Origin of the sequence: Streptomyces sp. NPDC059906 (genome assembly GCF_042730645.1) — a bacterium.
Classification (GTDB): domain Bacteria; phylum Actinomycetota; class Actinomycetes; order Streptomycetales; family Streptomycetaceae; genus Streptomyces; species Streptomyces rubrogriseus.
Genome location: NZ_JBHWKU010000009.1, coordinates 134,927 through 155,251, shown reverse-complemented (window position 1 = coordinate 155,251; position 20,325 = coordinate 134,927). Strand labels below are relative to the sequence as shown.

Below are 20,325 nucleotides of genomic sequence, written 5' to 3'. Positions count from 1 at the left end.
CGTCCCCCTAGCTGCGGGCCGCCGCCACTCCGCCGCCCCTCGCCATAGCTGCGGGCAGTCGTGCCGCTGGGGCGGCACGGGTGGGCGCAGCGGCACCCCGCAACGCCGGGCCGCGTCCCCCTCGCGCCCGCACCCACCCCGGGTGCCAAGAGCACGCCGGGTCGCGCGACACCCCGCGCCCGCACCCACCCCGGGTGCCAAGACCACGCCGGGTCGCGCGACCCACCGCACCCCGGGGGTCACCCGGCCGACCCCGGCCCACTCGACCCCCGCCAAGCCCGCAGCCGCGCATACGCCGACAAGCCGTCCGGCACGAACTCCCACTCCCCGAGCCGTCCCTCCAGCTCCGCCTCCGGCAGGAACCCGTGCCACGCCACCTCCTCCACCTGAGGAGACACCGCCCCCGCCACCCGCACCTCGTACACCGCCGACCACCACGTCCGCCCGGCCCCGTCGTCGTACAGGAACCTGAACAGGAACTCGGGGCGAGGCAGTCCGCTCACCCCCAGTTCCTCCTCCGCCTCCCGCAGCGCCGCGTCGTCGTAGGACTCGCCCGCGCCGACCACCCCGCCGACGAACATGTCGTACAGCGCGGGAAACACCAGCTTCGTCGCCGTGCGGCGGTGGACGAAGACCCGCCCCCCGGGGTCCCGGGCCCACACGAACACGCACCGGTGCCGCAGCCCCCGCGCGTACGCGTCACCCCGCCGGGCCCGGCCGACGACACGGTCGTTCTCGTCGACGATGTCGAGGATCTCATCAGCAGAGCTCATGCGCCCATCCAAGCAGCAGCCGCCGCAGGCCTCAGCTTCGTTCCAGCGCCCGTTCGCGCCCGCTCTCGCCCGTGCCCTGCGGCATCGCCGGGTGCAGGCCCAGCAGGACGATGCCCGCCACGACCGCCGTGAGGCCGCCCGCCTGCCAGGCGAGCGCCCCGGCGTCGGTGTGCAGCCGGTCGCCGAGGAAGCCGACCCCGCAGGCGATGCCCGCGAGCGGCTGGGCCGCCGTCAGCGCGGGCAGCGACCTGCGCAGGGGCGCCGTCTCGAAGGCGCTCTGGACCAGGACCAGGCCGGTGATCCCGAGCACCGCCACGGCGTACGGCTGCCAGCCCGTCAGCACTTCCGCGAGGCCGCCCGCCGAGAAGCGTCGGCCGCTGACCCGGGTCAGCGCGTCCTGCACCCCGTACACCAGGCCGGCGGCCAGCGCCAGGAGGGTCGGGCCCCAGGTCAGCCGCAGGCGGGCGGCGCACAGAGTGAGCAGGAGGGCCAGGCCCAGCATCACGCCGACGATCAGCCAGTGCCGCAGCGGGTCGGTCACCGCACTGCCCCCGCGCGGCTCGCCCGCCAGGATGAACGCGGTCACCCCGCCCGCGAGCAGCGCCAGACCGGCCCAGCCCTGGCGGCCCAGCGGCTGCCGGGTCTGGATGCGGGAGAGGGCCAGGGCGAAGAGGAGGTTCGTCGCCAGGAGGGGCTCGACGAGGGTCAGTTCGCCGCCGCCCAGCGCGATCGCGCCGAGGACCAGTCCGGCCACCATCAGGCCCATGCCGGCCAGCCAGCGCGGCACCCTGACGAGGTCGAGCAGCAGGCGGGGCGAGAGGAAGTCGCCCAGCGGGGCGCGCTGGGCCGCGTTCTGCTGGAGGACGAAGCCGAACCCCAGACAGCATGCGGCGCACACGGCGAGGACCAGGACGAGAACCGACACGCTGCGTACCTCGATCGTCAGTCGGGTCACGGGGGCGTCGGGGACGACTCTAGTGCGGGCGGGCGACGGGTGCCGGGCGAGTGGCGCATTAGGGGGCGGGGGAGGGCGCGGCGGGTGGACGGCGGCGGCGAGGGGGTGGTGAGGGGGTGGTGAGGGGGTAAGTTCCGCTGTTGTCATGTGAGTTGACGCGTGTAACGGGCTGGTTCCTCTTGACGTCAAGCATTGGCTGCCGGTTTGCTGTGCGTGATCAGTTCATGGCAATCCGGTCATGACAGTCCGGCTACGACGACCTACCGCGTCGCGTGAGGAAGTTTCCCGCGGTGTCCCCACCCCCGCCTCCCCTCGGCCGCGGCCGCAAACGCGCGGCCCAGGCCTTCGACGAGGCCCTCGACGACGCCGAACTCGTCGCCGCGCGTGCCGCGTTGGCCCAGGGGCGGTGGCAGTCCGTCCGCTCGCTGCTGGTCCACACGGGTGACGACTGGGACCGCCGGGGGCACCGGGTGGCCGTTCTCGCCAAGGAGTCCCACTGCGCGCCCTGGGCCCGCGAGTGGCTGCTCGCCGAGCCCGACTCCGCCGACGCGTCGGTACTGCTCGCCCACGCCCTGGTGCACCGCGCCCTGCGCGGGAAGGAGAAGCCGGACCGGGTCCGCGAGGCGTGCCGGGCCGCTGCCGCCCTCGTACCGGACGACCCCACGCCCTGGCTCGGGCTCCTCGCGCTGGAACGCTCCCTGGGCGCCGACGAGGACGTCATCCGGGTCTTCGACGAGGTGCGCGGACGGTACGCCGACCACCACCACGCCCACCACCTGATGGTGGCCCGGCTCGCCGAGCGCGGCGGCGACGGCGGCCCCGACCCGCTGCACGAGGTGTACGACTTCGCCAACTGGGCCGCCGAGCAGGCGCCCGCCGACTCCCCGCTGGCCATCCTCCCGGTCGTCGCGCACGCCGAGCGCTACCGCGTGCTGGCCGCCGCGGGCCACGAGTCCCCCGACCCGCGCGCCTCGGGGCACTGGGTCGGCCGGCGCGCCCGGCTGGTGATGAAGGCGGCCTTCGACTGGTGGCTGGAGTGGGAGCAGGACGGTCACCCGCGCCGGCTGATCGACCTGAACTTCCTCGCCCACGCCAAGTCCTGCGAGGGCCGGGGCGCCGAGGCCGCCGCCCTGTTCCACCGCATCGGCGAGCACGCCACGCCGGCCCCGTGGTCGTACCCGGACCGCGACCCGTTCGCCGCCTTCCGCGCCGCCCGCGCGGGCGCGCTCGGCACCGGCTGACCCGCCCGAAAGACCCGACGCACACCACACACACGAGAGAAGGACGTCCTGCGATGACCACGGGCAGTTCGAGCACGAGCAGAACCGCGAGCGGTGGCGCCATCAGCACCTTCAAGGGCGAGGAGCGCGCGCTGCGCGCCGACCGGCTGGGCACGGGAGGGCTGCTCCTGTCCGTGCTCGCCGCCACCGCCCCGCTGATGGTGGTCGCGGGCGTCATGCCCACTACTTTCGCGGTCATGGGCATCGTCGGGCAGCCGCTGCTCTTCGTGCTGCTGGGCGTGGTGCTGATCCTGTTCAGCATCGGGTACGCCGAGATGAGCCGGCACGTCCACAACGCGGGCGCCTTCTACGCCTACATCTCCCGCGGACTCGGCGGCACCGCCGGCGCGGGCGCGGCCCTGGTCGCGCTGGTCGCCTACAACGCCCTCCAGGTCGGCATCTACGGCATCTTCGGCTTCGAGGTCTCCGGTCTGCTCGCCACCTACGCCGACCTCGACGTGGCCTGGTGGATCCCGGCCTTGCTGGCGGTGCTCGCCGTCGGTGCGCTGGGCTGGCTGAAGATCGACGTCAACGCGCGCGTCCTGGGCGTCCTGCTGCTCATCGAGGTGGTGCTGGTGGTGGTGTTCGACATCGCCGCCGTCTCCGACCCGGGGGCGCAGGGGCTGTCGCTGCACGCCTTCAACCCGGACACCCTCAGCGGCGCCGGGGTCGGCACCGCGCTCTGCTTCTGCATCGCCGCCTTCCTCGGCTTCGAGCAGGCGCCCGTGTACGCCGAGGAGACCAGCCGGCCCCACGTGCTCGTTCCGCGTGTCATGTTCCTGGCGGTCGGCGGGGTGGCGGTCTTCTTCGCGCTCAGCAGCTGGGCCCTGACCGTGGCCACCGGCCCCGACAAGATCGTCGGCACCGCGCAGGAGCAGAGCGCCGGACTGCTGTTCTTCCTGACCGAGTCACGGCTCGGCGACACCTTCACCGACGTGCTGCACGTCCTGTTCGTCACCGGGATGTTCGCCGCGCTGCTGAGCTTCCACAACGTCGTCGCCCGGTACGCCTTCGCCATGGGGCGCGAGGGGCTGCTGCCCGCCGCCTTCGGGCGCACCAGCGGCACCAGCGGCGCGCCCGGGACGGGCTCGCTGCTCCAGACCGCCGTGTCCGCGGTCGTCGTCATCGGCTTCGCGATCGCCGACGACAAGCCGAACGGCGACCCGACCGAGCCCGTACTGCACCTGTTCACCTGGGGCGGCAACATCGGGGCCCTCGGCGTGATCGTGCTGATGGCCGCCGCCTCGTTCTCGGTCGTGGCCTTCTTCGTCCGGCGCGGCGCCGCCGGGGCCCAGGGCGTACGCCTGGTCACCTCCACCGTCGCGGGCATCGCCCTGCTGGTGATCGCCGGGTACACGGTCAAGGACTTCGACGTCCTCGTCGGCGCGGGACCCGGCTCCGCCCTGAGCTGGATGCTGCCCGGCATCATCGGCCTGGCCGCCGTCGCCGGCGTCGTGCAGGGCCTCGTCCTGCGCTCCCGGGCGCCCGAACGGCACGCCCGCATCGGCCAGGGCAACGAGGCGTTCCAGCTGGACAAGGCCGCGTCGTCCTGACGCGGGTGGGGAGCGCTCCGGGACTCAGACGGAGGCCGGGGCCGCGCCGAAGTCCAGCAGCACCTTGCAGGACCGGCTCCGGTCCGCGGCCAGTTCGAACGCCGATGCCGCGTCCCGCACCGGCACCACCGCGCTGACCAGCGCGTCGAACGCGGGCTCGGCCGCGAGCAGGCGCAGCGCGTCGTCGAACTCGCCGTCGAAGCGGAACGCCCCGCGCAGCTCGATCTCCCGGCTCACCAGCAGGTTCCCGGCGAAGGGGCTCTGTCCCGGGGGCAGCATGCCGAGCTGGACGACCACACCGCCGCGCCGCACCAGCCGCAGGCAGGTGTCGAGGCCCGCGGCCACCCCGGAGGCCTCGACGGCGGTGTCCACCTCCACCGGCCAACCGGCGTCGTCCGGGTCGTCGGCCCGTACGAGGGTGTCGGCGCCGGCGGCCCGCGCGTACTCCAGGGCCGCGGGCAGCAGGTCCGTCACGGTCACGTGGGCCGCGCCCGCCGCCTTCGCCGCCGCGACCACCAGGCAGCCGATCGGCCCGGCACCGGTGACCAGCACGTGCCGGCCGGACAGGTCCCCGGCCCGGCGCACGGCGTGCAGCGCGACGGACAGCGGCTCGGCGAGGGCGGCGCGGCGCGGGTCGAGCCCGGGCGGGAGCGGGCGCAGCTGCTCGGCGGGGACCACGATCCGCGCCGCGAAGCCGCCCTGGACGTGCGGGAAGCGGGCCGCGCTGCCCAGGTAGCGGGTGTCCCGGCAGACGTTGCGCCGCCCGTCCACGCACTCCGGGCACACCCCGCACGGGGTCGCCGGGTGCACCGCGACGGACGTACCGGCCGCCGGCCCCGGTGTGTCCGGGGAGCCGTACGCCATGACCGTGCCGACCACCTCGTGCCCGAGCAGCATCGGCTCCCGCAGGTGGAAGTCGCCGACCCCGCCGTGCCGCCAGTAGTGCAGGTCCGAGCCGCACACCCCGCCGTAGCGGACGGCGACCAGCGCCTCGCCCGGGCCGGGCAGCGGGGCCGGTACGTCCGTCACCCGCAGGTCGCCCGCGCCGTGGATCACACAGCCCGGCACGCAGTCCGCCGGGGCCCTCTCGCCGGCGCTCACAGCACGCTCGTCATTCCGCCGTCGACGTACAGGATCTGTCCGCCGACGAAGTCCGCGGCCGGCGAGGCGAGGAACAGCAGCCCGCCCACCAGGTCCTCCGTACGGCCCCAGCGGCCCGCCGGGGTGCGGCCGCGTACCCAGGCGCTGAACTTCTCGTCCTCGACGAGCGGCCGGGTCAGTTCGGTCTCGATGTAACCGGGGCCGAGACCGTTGACCTGGACGCCGTACGGGCCCCAGTCGGCGCACATGCCCTTGGTGAGCATCTTCAGCGCGCCCTTGGTGGCCGCGTAGGGCGCGATGCCCGGGCGGACCACCTCGCTCTGCAGCGAGCAGATGTTCACGATCTTTCCGTGGCCGCGTTCCGTCATCCGGCGCGCGGCCTCCCGGCCCACCAGGAAGGCGCTGGTGAGATTGGTGTCCAGGATGCGGTGCCAGTCGGCGTCCGCGAACTCCAGCAGGGGCGCCCGCAGCTGCATCCCGGCGTTGTTGACCAGGATGTCGAGCGGGCCCACCCGCTCCTCTACCTCCGCGATCCCGCCGGTCACGGACGGGCCGTCGGTCACGTCGAACACCGCCGTGTGGACCTCGCCGGGCAGTCCGGCGGCGGCCTCGGCGAGGCGGTCGCCGTCGCGTCCGTTCAGGATCACCCGGCAGCCGGCCTCCGCGAGGCCCCGGGCCAGCGCCAGCCCGATGCCCCGGCTGGAGCCGGTCACCAGGGCGGTGCGCCCGCCGATGTCGAAGAGGGGGTGGGCCGTCATCGTCGTACTTCCGTTCTTTCTGGCTGGTGCCCGATGCCTGGTGCGGCTATATGACCAGGGACAACAGCAGGACCAGGGCACCGGCGACCACCGAGATGATCGTCTCCATCACGGACCAGGTCTTGACGGTCTGGCCGACGTTCAGCCCGAAGTACTCCTTCACCAGCCAGAAGCCGGCGTCGTTGACGTGGCTGAAGAACAGCGAGCCGGCACCGATGGCCAGGACCAGCAGGGCGGTGTGCGTGGTCGACATGTCGGCCGCGAGCGGCGCGACCAGACCGGCCGCCGAGACGGTCGCCACGGTCGCCGAACCGGTCGCCAGCCGGATCACCACCGCGATCAGCCAGGCCAGCAGCAGCGCCGGGATCGACCAGTCCTTGGAGATCTCCAGGATCATCTGGCCCACGCCGGAGTCGATCAGCGTCTGCTTGAAGCCGCCGCCCGCGCCGACGATCAGGAGGATGCCGGCGATGGGCGCCAGCCCCTTCTCGACCAGGCCGGAGAGGCGGTCCTTGCCGAACCCGGCGGGCCGCAGCAGCGTGAAGATGCCGACGATCACGGAGACCAGCAGGGCGATCAGCGGGTTGCCGATGACGTCGAAGGTGCGCTGCACCCCGTTCTCGGGGTCGTCGACGATGATGTCGACCAGGGCCTTGAGCAGCATCAGCACGACCGGCAGCAGGATCGTGGCCAGGGTGGCACCGAAGCCGGGACGCTTGTCCAGCTGCTCGGAGGCGCGCTGCGGGATCATGCGGTCGGGGGCCGGGACGTCCACCCAGCGGGCCGCGTACTTCGAGAAGACCGGACCGGCGATGATCACGGTGGGGATCGCGATCAGCACGCCCAGCGCCAGGGTCACCCCGAGGTTGGCGTCCACCGCGTCGATGGCGACCAGCGGACCGGGGTGCGGCGGGACCAGACCGTGCATCACGGACAGACCGGCCAGCGCCGGGATGCCGATCCGCATCAGTGAGTAGTTGCCGCGCTTGGCGACCATCAGGACGACCGGGATCAGCAGCACGATGCCGACCTCGAAGAACAGCGGCAGTCCGATGACCGAGGCGATCAGCACCATCATCCACGGCATCGAACGAGGCGTGGCCTTGGCGAGGATGGTGTCCACGATCTGGTCGGCGCCGCCGGAGTCGGCGAGCATCTTGCCGAGGATCGCGCCGAGGGCGATCAGCACGCCGACACCCGCGACGGTGGAGCCGAGCCCGGCGGTGAAGCTGGTGATGACCTTGTCCAGCGGCGCACCGGCGAACGCGCCGAGCGCCAGCGACCCGATGGTCAGCGACAGGAAGGCATGCAGCTTGAACTTGGTGATGAGCAGGACGATGACGGCGATGCCCAGGAGCACGGCGATGCCGAGCTGGGCGTGGCCCGCCGAGGTGATCGGCTCGACGGGGTCCGCTGCCAGCATCTCGACGCTGAGTCTGGTCACGGTGGTTCCCTTGCGGTGATGGGGATTCGGGGGAGTTCGGGGCCGTGTGCGCGGAGGGCGGCACGACCCCGGGGGAGGTGGGGGTGCGGGGTTACCGGACCGGCTCGGGGAGGTCCTTCAGGGCGTCGACCGCCCGTTCGGTGATCTCCTCGGGGGTGCCGGCGACGTCCACCGCGACTCCCGCCTCGTCCGGCTGCAGCGGCTGGAGCGTGGCGAACTGGGAGTCGAGCAGGGCCGTCGGCATGAAGTGGCCCTGCCGGTGCGACATCCGGTCCTCGATCAGCTCACGGCTGCCCGTGAGATGCACGAAGACGACACCGGGAGCGGCGGCCCGCAGCCGGTCGCGGTACGACCGCTTCAGCGCCGAACTGCTCACCACCCCACCGAGCCCGGCACGCCCGTGCGCCCAGCCGCCGATGGCGTCCAGCCAGGGCCAGCGGTCCTCGTCGGTGAGCGGGGTGCCGGCCGTCATCTTGGCGATGTTGGCCGGAGGGTGGAAGTCGTCGCCCTCGGCGTAGGGAACGCCGAGCCGGGCCGCGAGCAGGGGACCGATGGTGGTCTTCCCGGTGCCCGCGACGCCCATGACCACGACCACGTGGGGGGTGTGCAGTTGCTGCATCGCACTCTCGCTGTCTGCTGTCTTCGTCGACACCTGATGTCGACGCAACTGAAACTTATTAGTACGACAACTTCAAGAGTCTGTGACATATAAGTCTGACTTTTTGTTCCCGTGACGTGCCCCGTACGCTGAGTGCATGAGCACACTGGGCCGGGGGCTGCACGGCCGCGTACTGGACACCCTCGGCCCCGCGATCACAGCGGGCGAATACCCCGCGGGCAGTGTCCTGCGCACGGACGAACTCGCGCAGCGCTTCGAGGTCTCGCGCTCCGTGATGCGGGAAGCGGTCCGGGTGCTGGAGTCCATGCACCTCGTCGAGTCGCGCCGCCGCGTGGGCGTCACCGTCCTGCCCGAGTGCGAGTGGAACGTCTACGACCCGCAGGTCATCCGCTGGCGCCTGGCCGGCTCCGAACGCCCCCGGCAGCTGCGCTCCCTGACCGTGCTGAGGTCGGCCGTCGAACCGGTCGCGGCCGGCCTCGCCGCACGCCACGCCACCGCGGAGCAGTGCGCCGAGCTGACCGAGTGCGCGCTCGGCATGGTCGCCAACTCACGCGGTCACCGGCTGGAGGAGTACCTCTTCCACGACGTGGCCTTCCACCGCGTCATCCTCACCGCGTCCGGCAACGAGATGTTCGCCCGCCTCGGCGGCGTCGTCGCCGAGGTGCTGGCCGGCCGCACCCACCACGACGTGATGTTCGAGGACCCCGACCCGGCCGCCGTCACCCTGCACGTCCAGGTCGCCGAGGCGGTCCGCGCCCGCGACGCCGAGCGCGCGGAACGACTGACCCGGGAGATCACGGAGGGGGCCCTCCAGGAGCTGGACATCCTGGCGCCGTAGAGAGCCGTGGCGTGCCGGGGGGGGGAGGGAGCGTCAGTCGAGGAACTCCCCGTCCACGTACACCCACGCCCCGTCCGCCCGCTCGAAGCGGCTCCGCTCGTGCAGCGAGCCGCCGCGGTAGGACGCCCGGAACGTCACGGTCCCGGTGGTGTGGAAGGCGGAGCCGTCGGCCGTGGCCAGGATCTCCAGCCCGGACCACCGCATGCCCGGATCGAGGTCGACCCGCGCGGGCCGCGTGCGCGGGTGCCAGGTGCGCCGCAGATAGGCCGCGTCCAGGCGCACGAACGCGCTGTAGCGCGAGCGCATCAGGGCCTCGGCGGTCGGGGCGGCGGCGGTCCCGGCGTGGAAACGGCCGCAGCACTTCTCGTACGGCTCGGACCGCCCGCAGGGGCAGGGAGGGGTGGGCATGGCGACCACTGTAGAGGAGAAACGCTGCGGGAAAAGCAGAAAACCCCTGCTCAGCAGGGGTTTCAGCTGGTGTCCGAGGGGGGACTTGAACCCCCACGCCCGATAAAGGGCACTAGCACCTCAAGCTAGCGCGTCTGCCATTCCGCCACCCGGACAAGGTGTCTGTCGTGCGGGTCTTTTCCCGCGGCGACGACGTAAACATTACCAGGCTTTCCGGGGTGGCCGATCACCCCCTTCTTGGGTCCGGACGGCTCAGGGAGGAGGATGAGGGGGACCCACCAGCAGTGACAGCGGGAGGAACCACGTGAGCGACTCGGGCACGGGCACGGCCAGGACCGTCACCGGCGAGGACGAGGTCGTCGACCTCTGCCGCGAGCTGATCCGGATCGACACCAGCAACTACGGCGACCACTCGGGGCCGGGCGAGCGCAAGGCCGCCGAGTACGTCGCCGAGAAGCTCGCCGAGGTGGGACTGGAACCGAAGATCTTCGAGTCCCACCCCGGACGCGCCTCCACGGTGGCCAGGATCGAGGGCGAGGACCCGTCCCGGCCCGCGCTGCTCATCCACGGCCACACCGACGTCGTCCCGGCCAACGCGGACGACTGGACCCATCACCCCTTCTCCGGCGAGGTCGCCGACGGGTGCGTGTGGGGGCGCGGTGCCGTCGACATGAAGGACATGGACGCGATGACCCTCGCGGTCGTCCGCGACCGGCTGCGCAGCGGGCGCAAGCCCCCGCGGGACATCGTGCTGGCGTTCCTCGCCGACGAGGAGGCCGGCGGCACCTACGGCGCCCGGCACCTCGTCGACCACCACCCCGACCTCTTCGAGGGCGTCACCGAGGCGATCAGTGAGGTGGGCGGCTTCTCCTTCACCGTGAACGAGCAGCGCCGCCTGTACCTGATCCAGACGGCCGAGAAGGGCATCCACTGGATGAAGCTGACGGTGGCCGGCACCGCGGGGCACGGGTCGATGATCCACCGCGACAACGCCATCACCGAGCTGTCGGAGGCCGTCGCGCGTCTGGGCCGGCACAAGTTCCCGGTCCGCGTCACCAAGACCACCCGGGCCTTCCTCGACGAACTCGGCGACGCGCTCGGCACCGACCTCGACCCGGAGAACATGGAGGGCACGCTCGCCAAGCTCGGCGGTATCGCCAAGCTCATCGGCGCGACTCTCAGCAACACCGCCAACCCGACCCAGCTGGGCGCGGGTTACAAGGTCAACGTCATCCCCGGCGAGGCCACCGCGCACATCGACGGGCGCTACCTGCCCGGGTACGAGGAGGAGTTCCTCGCCGACGTCGACCGCATCCTCGGACCGCACGTGCGGCGCGAGGACGTGCACGCCAACAAGGCCGTCGAGACCACCTTCGACGGAGCGCTGGTCGACGCGATGCAGTCCGCCCTGGTGGCCGAGGACCCGGCCGCGAAGGCGGTGCCCTACATGCTCTCCGGCGGAACGGACGCCAAGTCCTTCGACGAACTGGGCATCCGGGGCTTCGGCTTCGCGCCGCTCAAGCTGCCGCCGGAGCTGGACTTCGCGGGCATGTTCCACGGAGTGGACGAGCGGGTGCCGGTCGAGGGACTCCAGTTCGGCGTGCGGGTGCTCGACCGCTTCATCGACGCGTCCTGAATTCGCCCGTGCGTGCGGGAGGTGACCGGGGCGAGTGAATGCGCTCATAAGCTCGTAGCCTCATTACTCCCTCCTCGTTACAGGTGATGCGATCGGCAATTTTGGGATCGCGTTTGCCAACTAGGAGGAACAATGCTCAAGAAGGTCGTCGCCGCCGCGGCAGCCACCGGTGGTCTGGTTCTCGCGGGCGCGGGCATGGCCGTCGCCGACTCCGGTGCCCAGGGTGCCGCCGTGCACTCGCCCGGCGTCCTTTCCGGCAACGTCGTCCAGGTTCCCGTGCACGTGCCGGTGAACGTCTGCGGCAACACGATCTCCGTGATCGGTCTGCTGAACCCCGCCTTCGGCAACGTCTGCATCAACAAGTGACGTTGTGCCTCGCCCCGTGAGGATCTGATTCCGCCGGCCCCGGAGTGCACGCCATGCGCTCCGGGGCCGACGGCCTTTCGGGGGACATTCGAGGCAGCGGGGCGACGGCAGCGCCGGAATTCCGGCACGCTCGGCATTCTCGGTACCACGGGACCAGGACAAGGCAGGGATTCAGGAAATGCGACAGGCTACCCGCAAGGGCCTGATGACGATGGCGGCGGCCACCGGCGTGATCGCCGCCGCGGGCGGCACCGCCCACGCGGACTCCGGCGCGCACGGCTCGAGTTCGGGTTCGCCCGGCGTGCTGTCGGGCAACACGGTGCAGGCCCCGGTGCACGTGCCGGTGAACGTCTGCGGCAACACGGTGGACGTGGTCGGCGTCCTCAACCCGGCGATGGGCAACGCGTGCGCCAACCAGGGCGGCGGTGCCTCCGGCGGCGAGGGCGGGTCGCACGGCGGTTCGCACGGGGGCTCCCACGCGGGCGGTCACGCGACGGACTCGCCGGGCGTCGGTTCCGGCAACCACGTCGAGGTGCCGATCGACGTGCCGGTGAACGTCTGCGGCAACAGCATCGACGTCGTCGGTGCCCTCAACCCGACTGTCGGCAACGACTGCGGCAACGGAGGCGGCGGGGACCACTCGACGCCCCCGGGCGACCACGAGACGCCTCCCGAAGAGCCGCACAACCCGGGCAATCCCGGCAACCCGGGTACCCCGGACAAGCCCTCCGGGCCGGACGACGAGACGCCGGGCGACTCCACGGACGGCAACCGGCCGGGCGCTCAGACCGTCGACCAGCCCCGCGGCGACGCGGCGCTCGCCGAGACCGGCAGCGATCTGCCGCTGGGCCTCGTCCTGCCGGTGGGTGCCGGCGCGCTGCTCGCGGGCACGGTGCTCTACCGCAAGGCGCGCGCCTCGGCGTGAGACGGGCGCGGTGGCGCATACGGCGGGCTCCGCATCGGCGGGGCCCGCCGCGTGTACGCCTCCGTCACCAGGTGGCGCGCACCTGGCGGATGATCCGCCGCCGCAACCGCACCTTGCGGCTGCCGTCGCGCAGGAGCGTCAGGCGGTACAACTCCCAGTGTCCGTACTCGGCATGGTCCGTCAGCTGACGTGCCGCCTCCTTGCGGGTGACCCCGCGCGGTAGGTACACATCGACAAATTCGTATTCCGGCATCGAATCTATTGTGCGGGCTGGGCCCCGGTACGGATAGCGTCTGCACTATGTCTGATGCTGCGCAGCCCACCGCTGCCGAGGTACGCGCCGCCGCCGAGGCGGTCAAGACCGCGCTCGACCGCCACCTTGCCGCGGTCGAACGCCGGTCGGGAGAAGAAGACCCGGCCGTCTACGACGCGTTCAACGAGCTGGCCGCGGCCGCGGAGGCGTACGACGAACTGCTCTACGACCGGTACGACGAGGTCACTCCCTTCGAGATCCCCGGGGAGGACACGCTGCCGCCGTACACGGGCCCCGAGGAACCCAGTGCGCTGAGCGTGCTGATCCGCCGCGACTACGCCGTGGCCGAGCCGCAGCGGCTGATGGCCCAGGCCCGACGGGTCGAGGCGGCGGACGAGGAAGCGCCGGACGTCGAGGCCTCGGGCACGGTGCACGGAGCCCTCGGTCTCCTCTTCGGCGAGTTCGAGCCGGACGAGATCGCCTCCCGGCACAAGGAGTTCGGGCTGGAGGAGGGCGACTCCACGCTCTGGGTGACGGCCGCGGACGAGAGCGCCGACCCCGGTGAGTGGCTGGAGGCCCCGTTCGAGGAGGTCGACCCGGAGCGGGTGGTCTGCCGATTCGACGTCAGCACGGTCTTCGACGAGGAGTTCGACGACGACGAGGACATCGAGGACGACGAGGACCGCGACGCCGGCCTGACGGAGCTGGACGGGGACCTCGACACCGACCTCGACACGGATCTGGACACGGATCTGGACGAGGACGACGAACCGGCCCGCCTGGAGGCGGACCGCTGAGACGCGTGGCCGCCCGGCCCGGGGTGGTCGGGCAGCGGGGGGCGGACTGCCGAAGGGCGGGGTTCTTGGTCAGTCGGCGGCCCGGGTCTGCGGTGCGAGAAGCACCGGCAGGCGGGTCGTGCGCGGTTTGGCCGGGACCTCCGCCACGGCGCGGGGGAGTGCCTGCTCCACGCCGTGCACCACGGACAGGTGCCGGGCGGCCCGGCCGAACGCCGTGTAGATCCAGGGGCGGCTGAGGGCCGGCACGGCGTCGCCGGGCAGCACCACGACCACCGCGGGCCAGCGGCCGCCCAGTGCCTGGTGGGCGGTCAGCGCCCAGCCGTGCCGTACGGACCCTTCCACCCGGTCCCTGGGTACGACCACGGTCTCGCCCGCGCACGACAGGCGCAGTCCGTCGGCGTCGGCCCCGACCACCCGGCCCGGCAGCACCCGGCCCGGCGCGGGGGTGTGGACGACCCGGTCGCCGGGGTCGAAGCCGCCGAAGCGGCCGGGGCCGGGGTTGAGCCGTTCCTTCAGCGCGGCGTTGAGCGCCCGCGTGCCCACGGCACCGCCGTGGCCCGGCGTGATGACCTGGGTCTCCTCGGCCGGGACGCCGATCGCGCGCGGCACCGAGTCCGCCACGAGCTGGACGGTGCGGTGCACGGCCTCGCCCGGGTCCCGCACCGGCACGATCACGACCTCCTTGCCGGGTGCCTCGACCTGGCTCAGTTCGCCGATGCCGATGCCGGAGACCAGCTCGCCGAGCGGACCGGGGTCCGGACGCCGCGAGGCGATCTGGGGGCAGACCCGTGCCGCCAGCAGGTCCGCGAAGACCCGCCCGGGTCCCACGGACCAGAGCACCGCAGGATCCCCGGCCAGCACCAGCCGGGCCCCGTCCGGCAGCGACTCCGCGAGCAGGGCGCCCGCCTCGACGTCGAGCTGCGGCGCGTCGAGCACGACGAGCAGATCGAGGTCCAGTGCCCCCTCGGCGTCCCGCCCCGGTCCCTCCGCGCCGGTCAGCAGCCCGGCCACGGTGACCGCGGCGGGAGCGGCCGGACCCGGGGAGGGCGGCTCGGCCGACGGGTCGCCCAGCAGGGCGCCGAAGCGGTCGCGGCCGAGCGGTCCGGGCGCGGCGGCCCAGGCCCGCAGGCCCAGGGCGTGCGCCGCGTGCAGCAGGGCGGCGGGCTCGGCCAGGGACGCCTCCCCGCCGGTGTGCAGGACCAGCCCGTGGGCCGCGACGGCCCGGATCAGTTCGGCGCCGGAGCCCTGCGCGGAGGCGGCGGCCTGCTCCCAGTCCGCCGCGGCCCCGTCCTGCTTGGGCGTCGAGTTGACCAGCCGGGCCAGACCGTCGGCGAGGCTCTCCTCGGCCAGCGCGTACCGCTCCAGACCGATCAGCACCCGGACGGGACGCTCCTCGCCCCCCTCGTCTTGCTCCTCCGCCCGGTCCGGCCCGGCCGTGCCGCTCGCCGCGGCCTCCCGGTCCAGGCCGGTCTCCTCCAGGGCGTCCTGGAAGGCGAGTGCCTCGCCCTCGGCGAGCGTGCTCTGCACGGCGGCGTCGGGATCCGGCACGCCCCGCTGGGCCAGCGTGGCCACGAGCCGCGGCAGCTCCAGCGCCGTGTGCCCGGCCAGGGCCGCCTGCTCCAGGAGCCAACCGGTGACGGCACGGCCGCGCCGCTCGTCGTCCGGGCCGCACTCCGCGCCGAGCAGCGCCCGGGCGAAGCCGTCGGCCTGCTCCGGCCGCACCCCGCCGACCCTGAGCAGCTGCCAGGGGTCCGCCCGCAGTGCCTCCTCCGCGCCCTCACCGAGGAGCGCGGCCGTCTGCGGCGCGAGCGCTTCGGGGGCGCCCCCCTCGGCCAGTACGCGCCGCACCGTCTGCACGGTCTCCGGTGCCGGTCCGGCGGAACCGGCGGACGCGGCGGCCGGCTCGGCGGGCGCCGGCCGGGGCGGTCGCACCGGCTCCGGCGCGGGGCGGCGCGCGGGCTCGGGGGCCCCGAAGACGGCGGCCGCCGGCTTCTCACCGCTCTCCACGGCGCGCACGGCGGCGAGCAGGTCGGCCGCCGAGCCGCTGAGCTTGCCCCCGGCGTCGATCGGTCCCTGCTTCTCGGCCTTCCGCCGCTCGATCCGCTCCCGCTCGGCCCGCTGCGCGGCCAGTTCGGCCTCGGCCTCGGACACCTGCGCGGCCGCCTCGCTCCCGCCTTCGGCGTCCGGCCCCTGTCCGGCGGGCTCGGCCGGCCGCGTGCCGGAGTCGGCCCCGGCATCGGCCGGCTCGCGCTCGCCCTCCGGCCGGACGCTCCCCCCGGCGGCCTCCGTCGCGGGCGCCGCCGCGTCGCCCGGGGTCTCCGGCCCGGCGTCCACGGCGTCCGTGGTGTCCTCGGTGACGGGCTCGGGCTCCGTGCTCACAGCGTGCTCCAGTCGTGATCGGGATAGCGGTGCACGGGCGCCGACACGTCGTCGAGCGCCCGGCAGATCTCGTCAGGAAGACTAAGGGTCTCCACTGACAACGCCGCCGTGAGCTGCTGCGCGTTGCGCGGGCCGATGATCGGGGCGACCACCCCGGGCCGGTCGCGGACCCAGGCCAGCGCGACCTGGTGGGGCGTCACCGCCAGCCCGTCCGCCGCCGTCGCCACCGCGTCCACGATGTGCCCGGCCGTGTCGTCGAGGTAGGGCTCGACGAACGGGGCCAGATGGTCCGAGGCGCCCCGCGAGTTCGGCGGGGTCGCGTCCTTGCGGTACTTGCCGGTGAGCACCCCGCGGCCCAGCGGGGAGGAGGGCAGCAGGCCGATGCCCAGGTCCAGGGCGGCCGGCAGCACCTCCCGCTCCACGCCCCGCTGGAGCAGCGAGTACTCCATCTGGGTGCTCGCCACCCGGTTGCGCACACCGGGTGCCGCCAACTGCCAGGTCGCCGCCTTGGCCAGCTGCCAGCCGCAGAAGTTGGACACCCCCGCGTAGCGTGCCCGGCCGCTGCCGACCGCCACGTCGAGGGCGTGCAGCGTCTCCTCCAGCGGGGTGTGCGGGTCGAAGGCGTGCAGGTGCCACACGTCGACGTGGTCCGTGCCCAGACGGGCGAGGGAGGCGTCCAGCGCGGAGAGCAGATGGGCACGCGAACCGTCGAACCGGCGGTCGGGATCCGGAACGCTGCCGGCCTTCGTCGAGATCACCAGGTCCCGGCGCGGCACCAGGCCCTCCATGAGGCGGCCGAGCAGGTACTCCGACTCGCCGTCGCCGTAGACGTCCGCGGTGTCGACGAGCGTCCCGCCCGCCTCCCAGAAGGTCTTCAAGAGGTCCGCGGCGTCGTGCTCGTCCGTGTCCCGGCCCCAGGTCAGGGTGCCGAGACCGATGCGGGACACGCGCAGGCCGGTGCGGCCGAGATGCCTCTGCTCCATGAACGCCGACATTACTGGCCACGGCTTGTGCTGTGGGGGCCTGTGGACAACCGATTTCCGCGCGCTAAGGTCGGGGCACCAGCCACGTTACTGATGGGTAAGGGGAATCGGCCATGCAGCTCGGTATCAACCTCGGCTACTGGGGTGCCGGAATGGACGCGGACAATCTGGCCGTCGCCCAGGAGGCCGACCGGCTCGGATACGCCGTGTGCTGGGCCGCGGAGGCCTACGGCTCCGACGCGGCCACCGTGCTGACCTGGGTCGCCGCCCAGACCGAGCGCATCGACGTGGGCTCGGCCATCTTCCAGATCCCGGCCCGCCAGCCCGCGATGACCGCGATGACCGCCGCCACCCTGGACTCCCTCTCCAAGGGCCGCTTCCGCCTCGGCCTCGGCGTGTCGGGACCGCAGGTCTCCGAGGGCTGGTACGGCGTCAAGTTCGACAAGCCGCTCGCCCGCACCCGCGAGTACGTCGAGATCGTGCGCAAGGCGATGACCCGGGAGCGGCTGTCCTACGAGGGCCGGCACTGGACGCTGCCGCTGCCCGACGGCCCCGGCAAGCCCATCAAGCTGACCGTGCACCCGCAGCGCGAGCACATCCCGCTGTACATCGCGGCGATCGGCCCGAAGAACCTGGAGCAGACCGGCGAGATCGCCGACGGCGCCCTGCTCATCTTCCCCTCCGCCGACCACCTGGAGGAGACCGCGGTCAAGCACCTGCGCGCCGGACGCGAGAAGGCCGGTCACACCCTCGACGGGTTCGACATCTGCCCGACCCTGCCGCTCGCCCTCGGCGACGACAAGGACGTCCCCTCCCTCGCCGACACCTTCCGGCCCTACACCGCGCTCTACGTCGGCGGCATGGGCAGCCGCAAGCAGAACTTCTACAACCAGCTCGCCCAGCGCATGGGCTACGAGCGCGAGGCCGCCGAGATCCAGGACAAGTACCTGGCCGGCGACAAGCAGGGCGCCGCCGGGGCCGTCCCGCACGAGCTGATCGACCAGACGACCCTGCTCGGCTCCGTCGACCGCATCGCGGACCGGATGAAGGCCTACGCCGCGGCCGGCGTCACCACCCTGACCCTCGCCCCCGCGGGCTTCACCCTGGACGAGCGGCTCGCCGCCCTCCGCGCCGGCACCGAGGCCCTGGAGCGCGCCGGACTGGCGTAGCACCACGGAGGAAGTCCGCGGCCGTGGTGGGGGCTCGGGGGTCTTCCCCGCCACGGCCGTCACGAGGAACAACGCGCCCACGCGCGCGGGGTTACGCCTCCACACCACCCCGGCAGTCCTTCGTTCGGCGGAGTTGTGCGCCGCACCTGTTGCCGTGCCCCCTCGCCCGCACTTGACTCGGCTTCGCGGAGTGTGCGGAACCTGCGGACCACGCAGCGGCAGAGAGGTGCCACCGATGCTTTCGGCCAAGAGCCTTTTCCAGGAGATCCTCGACAACGACGAGTCGTACCGTCTCTTCTGCTCCATCGCGGCCAGTGGCGAGTCCCAGGGCGGCTGGGAGAACGCGCGCATCGCGGCGCTGGTGCCCGAGAGCGAACGCGCCCTCGCTCCCAAGATCGCCCGGCACGGGGCCGACGAGGACAAGCACGGCCGGATCTTCAACGCCCTGCTGAAGAAGCGCGGCCTCGAACCCGTCGGCGTACCGCCCGAGGCCGACTACACGATGCTCCTGGAGCGGCACGGCATCGGCCTCGCCCACGAGCAGCTCAAGGCCGACCAGCCGCTCACGGTGCGGGACGTCATCACCTACCTCGCCCACAGCAGGGTCACCGAGCAGCGCGCCGCCGAGCAGATGGCGATGCTCCTCAAGTACTTCGCGGACCATCCGGAACTCGGCCGGGCCGTCCGGATGATCTCGGCCGACGAGGACAACCACCTCGCCTACTCCCACGAGGAACTGCTGCGCTACGCCGCCGCCGGGCACGGCCCGTACATCCGGCGGACGCTGCGCGAGTGCGCGCTCGCCGAGATCCGCGTCCACCGCGACGTCAGCCTCGCCGTGATGGGCCACATGGGACGCCTCCTCGGCTGGTCGCGCACCAGGTCGGCGCTGCTCGCGGCGGGCATCCACGCCATGTACGCCGCCGAGCGGCTCGCCGGCTGGCGCCGCATGGTGACCCTGCGGACGCCCGAACGGCGCGACGCGCTCGGCGGACCCGCCACGGCGGCCCCCGAGGTCGCCTGAGCCCGAGGTCGCCCGGGGCCGGGGCCCTCTGCCCCTACAGCCAGCCCCGGTGTTTGAACTGCCGGTACAGCAGCAGCTCCAGGACGGCCATCAGCGCGATCACCGCCGGATAGCCCCACACCCAGTGCAGTTCCGGCATGTGGTCGAAGTTCATGCCGTAGATCCCCGCGACCATCGTGGGGACCGCTGCCATGGCCGCCCACGCCGAGATCTTCCGCATGTCGTCGTTCTGCCGGACGCTCGTCTGCGCCAGGTGCGCCGACAGGATGTCCGAGACCAGCCGGTCCAGGCTCTCCACCGACTCGTTCACGCGCGTGAGGTGGTCGCTCACGTCCCGGAAGAACGGCCGCGCCCGGTCGTTCACGAACGGCACGCCGCCGCCGTACACCCCGGTGCCCGCCAGCCGGGCCAGCGGGGGCGCGAGCGGACCCGTCGCCCGGCGGAACTCCAGCACCTGCCGCTTGAAGGTGTAGATCCGCGACGCGGTGTGCCGGGAGCCGCCGCCGTCCGGCGAGAAGACCTCCGCCTCCAGCTCCTCCAGGTCGGTCTGGAGCTCGACCGCCACGTCCAGGTAGTGGTCGACGGTGGCGTCCGCGATCGCGTACAGGACCGCGGTGGGGCCCTTGCCGAGCAGTTCCGGTTCGTGCTCCAGGCGCCGCCGTACGGCCTTCAGGGGGGAGCCCTCGCCGTGCCGGACGACGACCGCGAAGGCGTCGCCCAGGAAGATCATGAGTTCGCCGGTGGAGACGGCGTCGCTGTCCGGCTCGTACACCACCGGCTTGAGGACGGCGAAGACCGAGTCGTCGTACACCTCCAGCTTGGGCCGCTGATGCGCCTTGAGGGCGTCCTCCACCGCCAGCGGGTGCAGCCCGAACTCCTGGCTGACCAGCTCGAACTCCTTCTCCGTCGGCTCGTGCAGGCCGATCCAGACGAAGCCGCCGGCCTCCCGTGCCTCACCGAGCGCGTCGGAGAAGTCCTCGGGCCCGTCGGTGCGGTGCCCGTCCCGGTAGATGGCGCAGTCGACGATCACCGAACCCATTCTCCCCTCGCCCCGGCGCCCCGGT

At 72.8% G+C, this 20,325-nt stretch carries 20 protein-coding genes and 1 tRNA gene; 9 read left to right on the top strand and 12 right to left on the bottom strand.

What is annotated here, in order from left to right:
• Positions 1-239: 239 nt before the first annotated feature.
• A complete protein-coding gene (locus ACFV9J_RS16675; protein ID WP_385354750.1) occupies positions 240-773 on the bottom strand; it encodes an NUDIX hydrolase in 534 nt (177 codons plus the stop codon).
• A 31-nt stretch (positions 774-804) separates the two neighbouring features.
• Positions 805-1,698, bottom strand: a complete 894-nt coding sequence (locus ACFV9J_RS16670) for a DMT family transporter (RefSeq protein WP_385354960.1) — start codon at positions 1,696-1,698, stop codon at positions 805-807.
• A gap of 320 nt (positions 1,699-2,018) precedes the next feature.
• On the opposite strand from ACFV9J_RS16670, the gene ACFV9J_RS16665 reads away from it, so the two are divergent.
• Entirely contained in the window at positions 2,019-2,969 is a 951-nt protein-coding gene (locus ACFV9J_RS16665) for a hypothetical protein (RefSeq protein WP_385354748.1), read from the top strand.
• Between the two features lie 53 nt (positions 2,970-3,022).
• Positions 3,023-4,561, top strand: coding sequence for an APC family permease (locus tag ACFV9J_RS16660; RefSeq protein ID WP_385354746.1), 1,539 nt, complete (start codon positions 3,023-3,025; stop codon positions 4,559-4,561).
• 24 nt (positions 4,562-4,585) lie between these two features.
• On the opposite strand, the gene ACFV9J_RS16655 is transcribed toward ACFV9J_RS16660, so the two are convergent.
• From ACFV9J_RS16655 to ACFV9J_RS16640, 4 genes are all read right to left on the bottom strand, one after another.
• Entirely contained in the window at positions 4,586-5,662 is a 1,077-nt protein-coding gene (locus tag ACFV9J_RS16655; RefSeq protein WP_385354744.1) for an L-idonate 5-dehydrogenase, read from the bottom strand.
• On the bottom strand, positions 5,659-6,420 hold the full coding sequence (locus tag ACFV9J_RS16650) for an SDR family oxidoreductase (protein ID WP_385354742.1): 762 nt from the start codon (positions 6,418-6,420) through the stop codon (positions 5,659-5,661). Before ACFV9J_RS16650 ends, ACFV9J_RS16655 begins: the two co-directional genes overlap by 4 nt.
• 46 nt (positions 6,421-6,466) lie before the next feature.
• Complete coding sequence (locus tag ACFV9J_RS16645) at positions 6,467-7,864, bottom strand: GntP family permease (RefSeq protein ID WP_385354740.1); 1,398 nt, start codon at positions 7,862-7,864, stop codon at positions 6,467-6,469.
• Positions 7,865-7,955: 91 nt separating this feature from the next.
• Positions 7,956-8,483: a gluconokinase gene (locus ACFV9J_RS16640; RefSeq protein WP_104634654.1), complete on the bottom strand. Its 528-nt coding sequence runs from the start codon at positions 8,481-8,483 to the stop codon at positions 7,956-7,958.
• Between the two features lie 136 nt (positions 8,484-8,619).
• Between ACFV9J_RS16640 and ACFV9J_RS16635 the strand changes: the two genes are divergently transcribed.
• Positions 8,620-9,321 (top strand): FadR/GntR family transcriptional regulator, encoded by a 702-nt coding sequence (locus ACFV9J_RS16635; RefSeq protein WP_385354737.1) that lies wholly within the window; start codon positions 8,620-8,622, stop codon positions 9,319-9,321.
• Positions 9,322-9,354: 33 nt separating this feature from the next.
• Here ACFV9J_RS16635 and ACFV9J_RS16630 read toward each other — a convergent pair whose 3' ends face one another.
• Positions 9,355-9,729, bottom strand: coding sequence for a YchJ family protein (locus ACFV9J_RS16630; RefSeq protein WP_385354735.1), 375 nt, complete (start codon positions 9,727-9,729; stop codon positions 9,355-9,357).
• 67 nt (positions 9,730-9,796) lie between these two features.
• Positions 9,797-9,884 (bottom strand) — tRNA-Leu (locus tag ACFV9J_RS16625).
• 149 nt (positions 9,885-10,033) lie between these two features.
• Between ACFV9J_RS16625 and ACFV9J_RS16620 the strand changes: the two genes are divergently transcribed.
• From ACFV9J_RS16620 to chpC, 3 genes are all read left to right on the top strand, one after another.
• Positions 10,034-11,365 (top strand): M20/M25/M40 family metallo-hydrolase, encoded by a 1,332-nt coding sequence (locus tag ACFV9J_RS16620; protein WP_385354733.1) that lies wholly within the window; start codon positions 10,034-10,036, stop codon positions 11,363-11,365.
• Positions 11,366-11,497: 132 nt separating this feature from the next.
• Positions 11,498-11,731 (top strand): chaplin ChpH, encoded by a 234-nt coding sequence (chpH, locus tag ACFV9J_RS16615; protein WP_003977150.1) that lies wholly within the window; start codon positions 11,498-11,500, stop codon positions 11,729-11,731.
• A gap of 178 nt (positions 11,732-11,909) precedes the next feature.
• Positions 11,910-12,656: an LAXTG-anchored chaplin ChpC gene (chpC, locus tag ACFV9J_RS16610; RefSeq protein ID WP_385354731.1), complete on the top strand. Its 747-nt coding sequence runs from the start codon at positions 11,910-11,912 to the stop codon at positions 12,654-12,656.
• 64 nt (positions 12,657-12,720) lie between these two features.
• On the opposite strand, the gene ACFV9J_RS16605 is transcribed toward chpC, so the two are convergent.
• Positions 12,721-12,909: a DUF5703 family protein gene (locus ACFV9J_RS16605; protein ID WP_003977152.1), complete on the bottom strand. Its 189-nt coding sequence runs from the start codon at positions 12,907-12,909 to the stop codon at positions 12,721-12,723.
• A 47-nt stretch (positions 12,910-12,956) separates the two neighbouring features.
• On the opposite strand from ACFV9J_RS16605, the gene ACFV9J_RS16600 reads away from it, so the two are divergent.
• Positions 12,957-13,706 carry a hypothetical protein gene (locus ACFV9J_RS16600; RefSeq protein WP_385354728.1) on the top strand — a complete coding sequence of 250 codons (750 nt, stop codon included), beginning with the start codon at positions 12,957-12,959 and terminating at the stop codon, positions 13,704-13,706.
• Positions 13,707-13,775: 69 nt separating this feature from the next.
• Here the strand turns inward: ACFV9J_RS16600 and ACFV9J_RS16595 are convergent, their stop codons facing one another.
• A complete protein-coding gene (locus tag ACFV9J_RS16595; RefSeq protein WP_385354726.1) occupies positions 13,776-16,085 on the bottom strand; it encodes a helix-hairpin-helix domain-containing protein in 2,310 nt (769 codons plus the stop codon).
• A complete protein-coding gene (locus tag ACFV9J_RS16590; protein WP_385354724.1) occupies positions 16,082-17,068 on the bottom strand; it encodes an aldo/keto reductase in 987 nt (328 codons plus the stop codon). Before ACFV9J_RS16590 ends, ACFV9J_RS16595 begins: the two co-directional genes overlap by 4 nt.
• Before the next feature lie 113 nt (positions 17,069-17,181).
• Between ACFV9J_RS16590 and ACFV9J_RS16585 the strand changes: the two genes are divergently transcribed.
• Both ACFV9J_RS16585 and ACFV9J_RS16580 read left to right on the top strand, forming a co-directional pair.
• The gene (locus ACFV9J_RS16585) at positions 17,182-18,237 is read left to right on the top strand and encodes an LLM class F420-dependent oxidoreductase (RefSeq protein ID WP_385354722.1); all 1,056 of its coding nucleotides are present in this window, start codon (positions 17,182-17,184) and stop codon (positions 18,235-18,237) included.
• Between the two features lie 235 nt (positions 18,238-18,472).
• The gene (locus ACFV9J_RS16580; RefSeq protein WP_385354720.1) at positions 18,473-19,261 is read left to right on the top strand and encodes a ferritin-like domain-containing protein; all 789 of its coding nucleotides are present in this window, start codon (positions 18,473-18,475) and stop codon (positions 19,259-19,261) included.
• 34 nt (positions 19,262-19,295) lie between these two features.
• On the opposite strand, the gene corA is transcribed toward ACFV9J_RS16580, so the two are convergent.
• The gene (gene corA, locus ACFV9J_RS16575; protein ID WP_385354718.1) at positions 19,296-20,291 is read right to left on the bottom strand and encodes a magnesium/cobalt transporter CorA; all 996 of its coding nucleotides are present in this window, start codon (positions 20,289-20,291) and stop codon (positions 19,296-19,298) included.
• Between the last annotated feature and the right edge of the window lie 34 nt (positions 20,292-20,325).